General features: G+C 38.3%; 10 protein-coding genes and 2 pseudogenes. 6 read left to right on the forward strand and 6 right to left on the reverse strand.

The features are described 5' to 3' along the window. Nucleotides 1–47: 47 nt before the first annotated feature. Genes J2Z23_RS10105 through J2Z23_RS10120 form a run of 4 tightly spaced genes read right to left on the reverse strand, consistent with a single transcriptional unit; the run spans nucleotide 48 to nucleotide 6,925 of the window. Nucleotides 48–2,231, reverse strand: coding sequence for an LPXTG cell wall anchor domain-containing protein (locus tag J2Z23_RS10105; RefSeq protein WP_209973826.1), 2,184 nt, complete (start codon nucleotides 2,229–2,231; stop codon nucleotides 48–50). Continuing rightward, a complete protein-coding gene (locus tag J2Z23_RS10110; protein ID WP_338018425.1) occupies nucleotides 2,209–4,362 on the reverse strand; it encodes an NPCBM/NEW2 domain-containing protein in 2,154 nt (717 codons plus the stop codon). Before J2Z23_RS10110 ends, J2Z23_RS10105 begins: the two co-directional genes overlap by 23 nt. Continuing rightward, nucleotides 4,347–5,576 carry a M60 family metallopeptidase gene (locus J2Z23_RS10115; protein WP_338018426.1) on the reverse strand — a complete coding sequence of 410 codons (1,230 nt, stop codon included), beginning with the start codon at nucleotides 5,574–5,576 and terminating at the stop codon, nucleotides 4,347–4,349. Before J2Z23_RS10115 ends, J2Z23_RS10110 begins: the two co-directional genes overlap by 16 nt. After that, the gene (locus J2Z23_RS10120; RefSeq protein WP_128747473.1) at nucleotides 5,540–6,925 is read right to left on the reverse strand and encodes a discoidin domain-containing protein; all 1,386 of its coding nucleotides are present in this window, start codon (nucleotides 6,923–6,925) and stop codon (nucleotides 5,540–5,542) included. Before J2Z23_RS10120 ends, J2Z23_RS10115 begins: the two co-directional genes overlap by 37 nt. On the opposite strand from J2Z23_RS10120, the pseudogene J2Z23_RS10125 reads away from it, so the two are divergent. The 3 genes and pseudogenes from J2Z23_RS10125 to rluF form a co-directional block, all read left to right on the forward strand. Beyond that, nucleotides 6,834–7,439: pseudogene (locus tag J2Z23_RS10125) on the forward strand (5-oxoproline transporter, DUF979 family subunit); the annotation flags it as partial. The gene J2Z23_RS10120 and the pseudogene J2Z23_RS10125 overlap by 92 nt on opposite strands. Before the next feature lie 3 nt (nucleotides 7,440–7,442). Beyond that, the gene (gene pcp / locus J2Z23_RS10130) at nucleotides 7,443–8,090 is read left to right on the forward strand and encodes a pyroglutamyl-peptidase I (protein WP_057981600.1); all 648 of its coding nucleotides are present in this window, start codon (nucleotides 7,443–7,445) and stop codon (nucleotides 8,088–8,090) included. A 260-nt stretch (nucleotides 8,091–8,350) separates the two neighbouring features. After that, nucleotides 8,351–9,058: a 23S rRNA pseudouridine(2604) synthase RluF gene (gene rluF, locus J2Z23_RS10135; protein ID WP_057981599.1), complete on the forward strand. Its 708-nt coding sequence runs from the start codon at nucleotides 8,351–8,353 to the stop codon at nucleotides 9,056–9,058. Nucleotides 9,059–10,004: 946 nt separating this feature from the next. On the opposite strand, the gene J2Z23_RS10140 is transcribed toward rluF, so the two are convergent. After that, on the reverse strand, nucleotides 10,005–10,976 hold the full coding sequence (locus J2Z23_RS10140) for a helix-turn-helix transcriptional regulator (RefSeq protein ID WP_057981598.1): 972 nt from the start codon (nucleotides 10,974–10,976) through the stop codon (nucleotides 10,005–10,007). Nucleotides 10,977–11,219: 243 nt separating this feature from the next. Between J2Z23_RS10140 and J2Z23_RS10145 the strand changes: the two genes are divergently transcribed. After that, nucleotides 11,220–11,699 carry a GyrI-like domain-containing protein gene (locus J2Z23_RS10145; RefSeq protein ID WP_057995128.1) on the forward strand — a complete coding sequence of 160 codons (480 nt, stop codon included), beginning with the start codon at nucleotides 11,220–11,222 and terminating at the stop codon, nucleotides 11,697–11,699. A 205-nt stretch (nucleotides 11,700–11,904) separates the two neighbouring features. On the opposite strand, the gene J2Z23_RS10150 is transcribed toward J2Z23_RS10145, so the two are convergent. After that, a complete protein-coding gene (locus J2Z23_RS10150; RefSeq protein ID WP_057981596.1) occupies nucleotides 11,905–12,300 on the reverse strand; it encodes a methyl-accepting chemotaxis protein in 396 nt (131 codons plus the stop codon). Here J2Z23_RS10150 and J2Z23_RS10155 point away from each other — a divergent pair. Both J2Z23_RS10155 and isdG read left to right on the forward strand, forming a co-directional pair. Beyond that, complete coding sequence (locus tag J2Z23_RS10155; RefSeq protein WP_209973832.1) at nucleotides 12,300–12,998, forward strand: ABC transporter ATP-binding protein; 699 nt, start codon at nucleotides 12,300–12,302, stop codon at nucleotides 12,996–12,998. The genes J2Z23_RS10150 and J2Z23_RS10155 overlap by 1 nt on opposite strands. Next, nucleotides 12,982–13,303: pseudogene (isdG, locus tag J2Z23_RS10160) on the forward strand (heme oxygenase). Before J2Z23_RS10155 ends, isdG begins: the two are co-directional and overlap by 17 nt. Nucleotides 13,304–13,362: the final 59 nt, after the last annotated feature.

Raw genomic sequence — 13,362 nt, forward strand, 5'->3', positions numbered from 1 at the left:
TACCTTAGTTATTCCATACTTTCAACGACTGATTGAATCAAATCATTTTAAGCTTTTCGTCTTCTTATCAAGATGAGCGAACCCACACTTACTAATAATAAGCCTAGTATGAACCAATTATAGTTTTGTGTTGCTGTATTTGGTAATTGGCCAGTATGAGTAGATTTGTCATTTTCCCCATCTACCTCATAATCATATAACTGTCCTGGCAGTTGGGTAGGTTGCTTTTCCGCTAGTTCAGATTCAGAATCGTTTAAATCTAATCCTTCAATCGCTTTCTGCAGTTGTGTGATTGACGTCCTTACTTCTTCTGCTGTTTCAGCATTTTCTAACACTGCTTCTGCCTGACTAATCGCTTTTTGTAATGCAGTATATGATCCTGCTGTGTAGGTCTCTTTATTATATTTTTTCGCTTGGACAATTAGCTTTTCTAACTCTGTCGTATCCACTTCTGGAACCGGAGTTGGGTCTGGTTTTGAAATTTCTATTTTCCCTAACCCAGCTATCGCCTTCCGCAGTTGAATAGTTGCTTCGGCGATTGTTTCTTCTGTTTTTTCATCTTCCAGCACAGTTTCTGCCTGACGAATTGCTTTTTGCAATACAGCATACGATGTGTCTGTATAGTCCTCTTTGCCATAAGTCTTTGCTTGAGCAATTAGTTTTTCTAGCTCCGTCGTATCCACTTCTGGAGTTACTGGGGCAGGGTCTGGCTTTGTGTCTGGTACTCTCTCTAATCCCTCAATCGCTTCCTGGAGAAGATTGATCGCTTCGATTACTTCCTCTTGCGTGCTTGCCTTCTCTACTACTGTTTCTGCCTGACTAACTGCTTTCTGCAATACACCATACGAAGCGGCTGTATAGTTCTCTTTAGGATACGCTTTTGCTTTGGCAATTAGTTTTTCTAGCTCTGTCATATCCACTTCTGAATTTGGTGTCGGCTCCACTATCTTCTCTAGCCCAACTATCGCCTGCTGGAGTTGAGTGACGGCATCTGTTACTTCGTCTTGTGTTTTCGCATTCTGTACTACAGCTTCCGCCTGGCTAATCGCTTGTTGCAAGTGAGCATATGAAGTTTCCGTATAAGTTTCCTGTTCATATGTTTTGGCGTGCTCGATTAGTTTGGATAATTCTGTTGTATTCATCTCATGCTCTGGATCTGGTTTTGGATCTGTTACTCTTTCTAACCCAACCATGGCTTTTTGAAGTAATGTAATTGCTTCGGTTACTTCGCTTTGTGTACTAACATTTTGTACCACTGCTTCCGCATGGTTAATCGCTTGTTGCAAAGCTCCAAATGACGCCTCGGTATATTTGTCTTTTTCATATGTCTTGGCATGTTCAATCAGTTTGGATAATTCGCCCGTGTCTACTTCAGGTTCCGGTGCTGGTTTCGTTACTTCCTCCAATCCGGCTATGGCTTTTTGAAGAAGACTAGTGGCTTCCGTTACTTCATCTTGTGTACTAGCATTTTGTACCACTGCTTCGGCATGGCTAATTGCTTGTTGCAGGGCGCCGTATGAAGTTTCGGTATATTTATCCTTTTCATATGTTTTTGCGTGGCTAATCAGTTTGGATAACTCGCCCGTATCTACTTTAGTGTCTGGTTCTGGCTCTGCTATTTTTTCTAATCCATTAATCGCTTTTTGGAGATGTGTGATAGCTTCCGTTACCTCATTCTGCGTGTTCGCAGTTTGTACCACTGCTTCCGCATGGCTAATCGCTTGTTGCAGAGCACCGTATGAAGTTTCGGTATATTTATCCTTTTCATATGTTTTTGCGTGGTTAATCAGTTTGGATAACTCGCCCGTATCTACTTCAGCTTCTGGATCAGATTCTGCTATTTTTTCTAATCCATTAATCGTTTTTTGGAGTAGGACAATCGCTTCTCCTACTTCCTCTTGTGTTTTCGGATTCCGCACTATTTTTTCTGCCTGACTAATTGCATTTTGTAATGCCGCATATGACCCTTCTGTATAGTTCTCTTGTTCATAAATCTTGGCATGTTCAATCAGTTTGGATAATTCGCTTGTATCCACTTCAGGATCCGGTTCTGGCCTTATTATTCTTTCTAATCCATCAATCGCTCTCTGCAATACTGTAGTCATTTCCATTACTTCGTCTTGCGTATTTGGATTCAGCACTACTTTTTCTGCCTGACTAATTGCATTTTGTAATGCCCTATATGATCCTTCTGTATAGTGTTCTTGTTCATATACTTTTTGCGTGTTCAATCAGTTTAGATAATGCACTTGTATCCACTTCAGGGTCCGGTTCTGGCTTTGTCACTCTTTCTAGTTCATCAATGGCCTTCTGAAGTAATATCATTACTTCCGACACTTCAGCTTGTGATTTCGGATTTTCCATCACTTTTTCTGCCTGACTAATCGCTTGTTGTAATGCTGCAAATGATGTTTCCGTGAAATTATCTATTTCATAAACTCTTGCATGTTCAATTAATTTGGCTAACTCTGTCGTATCGATTTCTGGATCTGGATTAGGTTCCGGTTCAGGGTCTGGTGCCCTTTCTAACCCATCAATGGCTTTCTGCAATAGAGTAATCGTTTCTGTGACTTCTTCCTGCGTTTTTGCTTTCTCTACCACTTTTTCCGACTGACTAATTGCCTCTTGTAATGCTGCAAATGATGTTTCTGTATAATTTTCTTGTTCATATACTTTTGCATGTTCAATTAATTTAGCTAACTCTGTTATGTCAATTTCTGGATCCGGCTTAGGATCTGGTTCAGGCTCTATTATCCTTTCTAACCGTTCAATGGCTTTCTGTAATAGCTTGATCGCTTCTGAGACTTTTTCCTGTGTTTCTGCATTCTCTACGACCTTTTCAGCCTCACTAATCGCCTCTTGCAAAGCATCATAAGAACCTTTCGTATAGCTGTCCTTCTCATATTGTTTTGCTTGCTCGATCAGCTTCGTTAGTTTGGTTGTATTAATTTCAGGATCTGGATCTTTGGCCTTCACTAATCCGTCAATAGCTTCCTGCAATAGCGTGACCGCTTCTGCGACTTCTTCCTGTGTTTCTACATTCCCTACTGCTTTTTCAGCCTCACTGATCGCCTCTTGCAAAGCATCATAAGAACTTTCCGTATAGTTGTCCTTCTCATATTGTTTTGCTTGCTCGATTCGTTCAGTTAATTCGGTTGTATCGACATCTATATTAGCTAGGTATAATTTGGCATCTCCCCATGTTGCATGGTCTGAACCATTACCATTGCCACCGTCTGTAACAACGATTTTCAATTCCTTCGCTCCACTAACATCTACTTCAAAGAGTTTTTGTGGATCCTTGGAATTCATTAATCCACTATCAAATTGCTTTTCACCATCAACATATACTTGAAACACTATAGATCCAATCGTACCGTACATTTGCCGATCTACACCGACAAAAGCGCTAAGGTAGGCTGCATCCACATTGGTTAAATCATAGACAATTGTTGAATTAGAGTGGGCCCCTATTCCTTTCTTATAGGCAATTTCATTTCCATCTTTATTCGTTAATCTCAATGGGTTATTGCTGATAGAAATATCTTTTTTAGGTGCCGTATAGCTATTTTGGGTAGATTTCCAATCAATATCAGATAGGTACACGAAATCCTCCATATTAACTACGGAAATTGTTTTTTTCTTGGATACTTTATTACCATCACTATCGGTTACAGAATAAGTAATTTTATATTTCCCAGGTTTATCAAAGTTTACCTTATCAATCCCGCTTACTTTTACATTGTCTGTTAAATCTCCATCTTCCGGGTCTATTGCTTCATAAGAAGCTTGAAGATCAATTGGAACACCGACTTTTGTTGCAACAGATTTAGGTATAGTAAGTGTAGGTTTACTACTTTCTAAGGTAAACTTAGCACCTCCCCATACGGTATGATCCGCTGTATTTCCATTTTGTTTCGCATCTGTCGTAACTAGTTTTATCTCTTTAGCACCGGTTATTGGCACCCGGATAAATTCACGTTCAGTATTTGCTCTAAATACATCACTCGTAAATTTCTTCTTACCATCAACCCAGACTTCAAATGTTGCTGAGGAGGCTTGAGCTTTGACAGCTTGATCAATTCCGATATAACTTTCAAAGAAGTCAAAGTCTTCTCCTTGAAGATCATAGATAACTTCTGAATGAGCATGTGTCCCTAACCCTTTAGTATAGGTTGCATCTAATCCTTGTCTAAGAAGCGTAATGGCACTTCCAGCAGGAGCTAAGTCCTTTTTTAAACCGCCCCATCCGATCTTAGCCGACTGTTCATTCATATCTGAGAGATAAGCATAATCACTCGTTACCTTAACATTTGCTGCTTTGGTTTCTTTAACACCTGCATTTTCTACTTCGTAAACAATTTTATAGTTTCCCTTTTAGTAATGTCGATATTATTAGATTTTATCTTTACATCTTTTGTTATATCGTTACCTAAATACGATGCTGCTTTTACATAATCCATTGGATCATAAGCTTGTCGCAATTTTAATGTTACATAATCTTCAACAGATAAAATTGGTTTCTTCGAATTTGCCTTTTCCGGTTTTAAACTACTTAATTTTTTATCGTAAGCTACTACTTCATAATGGTAGACTTTATCCAGATCAACATTTTTATCAACAAACGATGTGTTCGTTGTATAGCCGATAACTTCTCCATCTCTAATGATTTCATAACCCATTGCGGCATCTCTATTCGCTTTATCGACACCATATGTGATTGTAATTTGTTTGTTCTCTGTATCAGTTTTTACAGCATGGACAGTTAATTTTGCGTCCTTCGAAAAGCCAGCCCCTTTATAATCCCTTCCTAAACTATGCATATACTCTAATTTCACTTCAGGTTTAGGTAAATGAGCTACTTTCTCTTTCATTTTTTCGGTGGCTTGTACATATCCCCAGTCTTCGAAAAATGCTGTTAAATCTGTTTCCGTTGCTACAGAAAAACCGATGACTAGTCGTTGCATATTATTATCTAGCCCATCCATAATTCCGTCAGGGTTAGTCCTAGCAACACTTGAAGCCTTACCATAACTATCTTCTCCGTAGTAAAATTGAAGTTGTAAGAGTACACCCAGGTACGTAAAATAACCGTGATTTACTTCTTCACCTTGGAATCTTTTAAATAATAAATTCCAATCTGCTCGATCATCATTACTGTTACTAATCTTTTTTCTCATGATTACCGCATAAAGGTTATTCGTTACCTCAACATGTTCCATCCTAGAGTTATTAATGTTATGACCCCATTCATGGTAATAACCCCAGTCATTTCCAAGGGCTAATGGTTTCACGATTTGTTTAAAGAATCCACTATCTCTTTTAGGTGTATCTCCTCCGTTATACCCAGTGTATCCTCCGCCGGACCAGGCATAAGAGCCATTTATAAATACTAGAGAAGTAAACTTTGCAGGAAAATATTGATTTCTGGGATCCAGATCATCCTCTACGTTTCCGCTGATTTTTTGGAATTCTGTCCACATTAATTCCCATCCATCCATCGTATCGGAAACGGTTTGTCCTACTGCCTCCATTTCTTTTATCCCTTGTAATGCACCGGCGGCGCTAGTTGCAATCGTATTGTTTTCGGAAACAAGCTCTGCAACATTGTAGACAAGGTCCTTCGGTTTGCCGTTTGCAAAATCATTATCATCGGTACTAATTTTTTGAAGTACTTTTCTAATTCCTTTTTAAACTGAACTGGATCCGTTTTTCCGTGATAATAAACAGGAAAACTAGTTCCACCCACCAATCGAACTCTTGAAGCAAAAGCTTGTTCACTTGGTAAAGCTCGGTTTTCCACATAAATTGCGGAAGTACCCATTTGTTCGAGACTTGGCGCAGTAATTGTGTTCAAGCCTGGTTGTAATGGATATCTTCTCCACCCATCCTTATGAGCTATTTGCCTTAATACTAGATTCGGCATTACGCCATTTTTATCTGCATCGACAAAAACTTGAATGGTTTCTCCAAGTGCTGCATATCTACCAAACGTATCAAGAGAGAATGATGTTCTAGCAATTTGGTGTGCTTGCGCAGTTACCGAAGGATCCCCTCGCTGAGAGGCTACTACGATGGCTTCATTACCATCATTATCGCTATCCAGGATATTTTTAGCGATATCTAGTTTTACTTGTAATTCTTTCTTCAATGGATGGTTGGCAATTTCCTTTTCCAATTGCTCCATTTTGCTCTTGGAAGCATACTCAGGCTTTAATTCATTCATTAAACCGTCTGTAAATAGATCGTCTATTTGATCCGCTATAACATCTTTCTTATAAAATGTTAACTCGGATAAAGTTGCCCAATTTTGATTAGACTTCTTAAACTTAAATTTAACACGCTTCAGTGTAGTAGGTTTGAATTTCGCCTCTACCAAGCCACTTACCATCTTATGCTTTCCAGTTGATACAAGTTGATATGTATCTCCTTTAGACGTTTTAGAACCATGGACTTCAAACTCTTCCGCAAAACCTTTATTATCAGATGGCCTTGCTCCATATATAATACGGTTCACTTCAACAGCTTCTTTAAACTCTACTTCTACTTCATTTACGAAGTCTTGGGAATTACCTCTATTTGTTTCCCAATACGTTTTTAAATCCCCATCAATGGCCTTTTCTATTACAGCGCTACTATAGTGGCCCCCATTATTGCGGATACTTTTGATATTCTTATCGTCCATTTGAAATAACTTAGAGTACTCTTCATTAGAATAATAGTTGAATGGCTTTGTTTCAGCCGTTGTAGCTTTAATAGCTTCATTGTTTAGTAGGATTTTAGCATCTTCAATTTCCTCTTTAAATTGTTTGTATAGAGGATGGCCCTGCAATATTGGCTCATTAGCCATATTAGATCCTTCTAATCCAACCTTGGTGGCATTAGGAATCGCCTGTATCATCGCCATGATTGTGGCAATGTTCATGACAAAAAATACACCCGTCACAGCTGTAAAAGAATCACGCCGACTATTAGAAGCGATTGGCTGGGCCGTCGTACTTCCGCAACTTCTAGCTACATTGGGGATGATTTTTACACAAGCTGGGGTTGGAACGGTTGTCGCTGATCTTATCACGAAAATGATTCCAGAAAACAACTTATTTATGATTGTATTCGTATTTTGTATGGGTATGGCTATATTTACTATTATTATGGGAAATGCCTTTGCGGCGTTTCCGGTTATGGCAGCTGGGATTGCTTTGCCATTTTTGATTCATCAATTTCATGCAGATCCCAACCATATCGCCGCTATCTCGATGTTTGCCGGCTATTGTGGAACATTGATGACACCAATGGCTGCGAACTTCAACATTGTTCCAGCAGCATTATTGGATTTAAAAGATAAAAACCATGTTATTCGTATACAAATCCCGACAGCTTTATGTGTGCTTGCCTTTAATATCGTGCTTATGTATTTTCTAATCAAATGGGAGGTATAACAATTGAGGAAAAAAGTATTAATTACAGGTTTTGATCCATTTGGAAAAGATACAGTCAATCCAGCGTTGGAAGCTGTAAAACAATTAGATGGGATCATTGTTGATGATGTCGAAATCATTGCCCAAGAAGTGCCAACAGTTTTTCGCGAATCGATCGAAGTGACCATCTCAGCCATCGAAAAACATCAACCAGATATTGTAATTTGCGTAGGTCAAGCAGGCGGACGCACACAAGTCACTCCTGAACGGATCGCCATTAACGTGGATGATGCCCGCATCCCTGATAATCAACAAAACCAACCAATCGATGAACCGATTGATGAAGATGGCCCTGCTGCTTACTTTACAACCTTGCCCGTTAAACGGATGGTTCTTGAAATGAAAAACGCGGGTATACCGGCAGCCGTCTCAAATACAGCTGGCACCTTCGTCTGCAATCATATATTCTATGGACTTATGCATTATTTAACTAATCATGCGCCTACTATTCGGGGAGGATTTATTCATATCCCGTATATTCCCGAACAAACAACGGAAAACGGCGCACCTTCCTTAAGTCTTGATACCATTGTCCATGGTTTAAAAACAGCCCTAATCGTTGCCGCTAAAGAAAAAGAAGATATAAAGGAAATTGGTGGTACAACGCATTAATATCCGAATGCTTGGATTTTATCCAAGCATTTTTCTGATAGTGCCAGCAATAGGCAATTCTCTTCAGGTAATTTTGGAAAATAAGGTATTACTCCGATGCCATATCTATAATTTTTCAAAACTTGTCACTTTGTCCATAATGATTCAAGAGGTCGAAATGGTCATGCAGTCCATAAATTTCAAATAATGATTTATAATTTTTAAAAAGTAGGGTATTGTTATATTTTAATGAAACAATAATCTTATGAAGGTTGGATAAAATGCGAATAAATAAATATATAAGTGACTCGGGGAAGACATCAAGACGAGGAGCAGATCGGTTAATTGAAGAAGGAAATGTAATGATTAATGGAAAACGTGCCACTGTCGGGAGTCAGGTTCATCCTGGGGACCGCGTTTTAGTCAATGGACAACCTATTCATGTCGCGAGAAATCACGTCTATATCGCCTTGAATAAACCAGTGGGCATAACAAGTACAACAGAAAAAGGTGTAAAGGGAAATATTGTGGATTTAGTGAACCATCCATTAAGAATATTCAATATTGGGCGTCTCGATAAAGATTCAGAAGGCTTGATTCTCCTAACAAACGATGGTGATATCGTTAACGAAATTTTACGTGCTGAGAATAAGCATGAGAAGGAATATATTGTGTCTGTTGACAAGCCTCTTTCTCCTGAGTTTTTGAAGAAAATGTCTGAGGGTGTCAAAATACTGAATACAAAAACCCTCCCCTGTGAGGTAGAACAACTATCGAAATATGAATTCAAAATCATTTTAAAACAAGGACTAAATCGGCAAATACGACGTATGTGCGCAGAGCTAGGTTATGAGGTATACAGGTTACAAAGAATTCGGATCATGAATATCCACTTAGGAAATCTTCCAATTGGACAATGGAGAGATTTAACTAAAAAGGAGAAAAACCGGTTATTTAAGGAATTAAATTACGAACCAGTAGAATGGTGATAGTTAAACAACTTTTTAAAAGCTAAGATTTCAGCGGTTCTTTTGAATAAAATTGCTAGTTATAATTCAAATGTAAAGGAAATCTTGCCGATTGCGAGGTTTCCCTTTTTTTGCTTAGTTTAAGGATTAGCTAATCTTATTCAAGTATAGGGCCAATCCTGGAGAGTAGATTGGATTTTTTATATAGTAAAACAATTATTGGAAAAGTATGTGTTAAAATGAATAAGAAACATTTTGATTGTTTAGAAAGGGAGGTGGTGCATGGTGAATAAAAATCGAAAAATCGCTCTGTATGTTTCAGTTATAATCCTTGTCTTCTTGGTATTATCTTTAATAACACAAAATTGGAACTTTCTCCTGTGGAGTTTATTGCCTGTTTTTATGGTTTTAATGATATCGTTTTCCAGCAAGATGGATAAGAAAAATAATTAACGAATAGAAAGGGCCTAACAGTAACGGGTGTCATTATGGAAGGCCAATTGCAAACCCTATTATAGACAAAGTATATAAATTACAAAAAGAGAATCCGATTTGATTAATTTTTTTCAAAGTGGATTCTTTAACTAATTACTCCTTTATTCCATTATAATCCCCAATAAAATTTACATATAATCAAGGTGCTACTTTAACTAGTCCTCCCCTATATTGGAAATAAGCATTCTTTATCCCCTCTGGTTTACAACTAATAAAAAGGGAAACAACTTATGGTCAAATAAGATTTTACTTTTAACTGTGAATGGTTATGGGCAAAATAAAGAGAAACTTCAATCAGTGGGGGGTTCTTCATCCCCCCACTGATAGATGGTGTACAAAAGCTAAAGTCGCGACGTCCTGTCGCAACGCCCTCGTGACTTACATCCTGTAGGCCCGAACCAATCGGGCCGTTACTGGCAGTTGATCTCCACTTACAATTCTTCATTTCCTTCGAATTCTTGAAGTGGGGGTCTTACTGCCAGTTACACAGCGATAAATCTATTCTCTTTTGTAAATTTCCTAAGACCTCTTTGGGTATTTCTCTGACTTTAATATCATCTCCGAGAAAAAGTAGCCAATTTGTTATTTCGCTCAAATCCTCGAGATGGTCAACATTCACATACGTCTTTAGAATAGCCGTAGTTTGGTAGGGATTCGTATAAGAGAGCGAAACTTTTAAAGGATGGTATTTTTTAAACTGAGTAATGGCCTTTGGGCCCAGTTCAAGGACAAGGTTCATTCCTTCATCTTGCTTACTTAACTTTTCTAAAAGCTTTTCCCTATTTAATCTTTCTTTCGGCGTGTAGAGCTCGACATGAGTAAGATCATCAACAGGGAAAATTTCTTCCTTGTCTCTCTTTAAGTCAATGCCCTCAATTAGCCAATGGCTTTTTTCTTGATAAAGATGCAAGAGGTAAATGGGATAAGACTTCATTCCCTTCTTTTCTTTGATGGTTATCCATAAATAGCGATCCAAAAGAAGGGTTTGGATAAGCTTCTCTAACATGGGATGCGGCAGGTCTGAAAGTTCAAGTACGTCAGGATTATAGGGGTTCGTCCCAGCAAAAAGCAAAATTTGATTTAAGACAACGAGGTGATCTTGCTGGTTCTCCGAAATGAGGCCTAATAATTTTTCAGCCAAAGATTGGCGACTTTTTAAATAAGGAAGTTGTTGGTTCCTTGTAGCCATAAAGGCAATAAAAAGCGCTTTGACCTCATTATCCGTAAAGCGTACAACGGGTAAAACAGCATTATGTAAGACAGAATAACCGCCATCCCTTCCAACTTCGGCGGTAAGTGGCATCCCCATCGCCTCGATTTCTCGAATATCTCGAATAGCGGTTGAACGAGAGATATTAAATTCTTGCATGAGCTCAGAAACGGTAAAGTGGGCGCGATTGTTTATATACCGCATCATAATATTAATTCGTTCAGTTTTTTTCATCGTGCCTCCTAAATAGTATCACTTTTTGACATGATTTAAGCTTATTATAAACTCATCAAGTGGAAAGACAAATCATTTGGTAATGAGAGTGACGTTTTTTCATCCCCACTGAAAGTTCGTTGTACAAATCAAGGATTTACTGACGTTTGACCCCATTTATCATCTTGTTTCCTCCAAATTTTTGAAGTGAGGTCTAACTACCAGTTAATTCGGAATAAATTTTAAAAAAGGTAGGTTTTGAATATGGCAGATTATACGATAGTAGAAAAAGACAGCTTTACCGTTTTAGGTTTCGGAACTGAGCTTAAAAGTGACTACACAGACTTTGCAGGCATTAATAAGGAAAAGGCCGACTTTTGGCAGGCTATTCGAGAAGATGGTAGGCTCGATACTTTAAAATCGATAGCGACAAACAACTACATTTTTGCAGTGAACGAAGCAGTTAATAACAAGATGATGCATTATGCTGGTGTCATGACAGAAGTATCCCTGCCAGAGGCAACTAGACTGATCCAATTTCCTCAAGGAGAATACCTTGTTGTGAAAGGAGAAGGAGAAACATCTGAGGAGCTGAGTCAAAAGCTAACTGGTATTGCCTTTGGTCAAGCATTACTGGAGGCGAAAGATGTTGCCTATGTTGGCGGACCAAATACAACAGTTGAAATGGGACAACAAAACGGCTTGTTTTTTGGTGAGATGTGGATTCCTGTTGTGAGGAAATAAGGGATCGGGCGTTGCCCTCCTACCATAACACTAGTTACCGTCACGGAACGGTAGAAGTTCAAGAATTCCCATGGTTATAGGATTGAAGGGTACAAAAATCATAAAATATAAGCGACCACCTGTCTAAGCAGGTGGTCTAAAACAAAAATAGTTCATTTGACAGCCAAATCACTTTTAAAAATAATGCTGTTTCCTAATAATACTTTTACAACTTAAATCGCTGGATAACATCTTCTAATTCTACTGACATTCTAGCCAACTCTTGGGAAACTGATGAAACTTCTTCCATTGAAGCACTCATCTCTTCTGAAGATGCTGCAACATTTTGCGAATATTCATTTACCTCTATACTAGTTTGCGAAACTTCCTCTATGTGAGTTACAACTTCCGCAATGTGATTTTTCATATTATCCATTGCAATCGTGACTTCAGATATCTTTGTTGTGACATCAAGAACTGCATCCTTAATTTCTCCAAAGGCTTTTCCACTTTCATTAACAAGTATTAGGCCATCTTTCGTTGAGTTTGCCCCTTGATTTACAAAACTCAATGAATCTTCAATTCCATTTTCAATATCGTTAATGATTGTATTGATCTGCAATGCCGAATGATTGGATTGTTCAGCAAGTTTGCGAACTTCATCTGCTACTACTACTAATGGCGGATGATGGTTCTGTTTACATACATGAAAAACTTGCTAAAGAGTACAAGACGAAGGAGTTTGCTAAAACACTTGCAATGTTGCCGCAATCTAAAGGGATGTTACCAGATCTTACAGTCAGAGAACTTGTTTCATTTGGAAGAGCCCCTTATAAGCGCCTTCTATCAAAGCGTTTCAATAATGAGGATAAGAATATTATTGATGAGGTTATGGAAATGTCCAATACAATGAGGTTATCAGACCGCATGTTTCATAGCCTTTCGGGAGTTGAGCAACAAAAGGTACGCATAGCGATGGCCTTGGGCCAAAAAACAAATCTTATTCTACTCGATGAACCAACTACTTACTTGGATATCGCACACCAATACGAACTTATGGAACTGTTACAGCAAATTAATGAAACATACCAAATGACTATTATTATGGTATTACATGATTTGCAACAGGCCGTATCCTACAGTCACTTTATGATTGCTATGAAACAAGGAAATGTTGTGAATAGCGGGAAACCAGAAAAATTGCTGACATCTGGATTCCTGCGCGACGTTTATGATATAGAAGCACGGGTCTTATTTGAAGAGGGATTCCCACTCATTATCCCAAAAACAAGGAGGAAAATAGATGATTATCGTAAATAATATAACCAAAATTAAAAAAGGGGAAGGTTAAATTAGTAGAACGCTTTGACAAAACAGGAAAAATTGAAAGCATGGAAGGATTTTTAGGCTTGGAAGTAATGATTACTGATAAACTACGGGATTATGATGAAGTAACCATCAGCACGCGATGGGACTCTCAAGAATCCTTTAACAACTGGAAAAACAGTGATGCCTTCAAGCAAGCACATTCCCATAAAGGTGGAAGACCGGATTATATCATCTCGAATAAAATTGCCTTTTATCAAGTAAAAGTCACCAGACAGCCCATTGCTACAATCGTTTAAAGTCTATTTACATTGAATTGAATGGAAAACTTTCAAAGATTCTCCCTTCTTTATTTACT

The organism is Lederbergia galactosidilytica, from assembly GCF_017873565.1.
Classification (GTDB): domain Bacteria; phylum Bacillota; class Bacilli; order Bacillales; family Bacillaceae_C; genus Lederbergia; species Lederbergia galactosidilytica.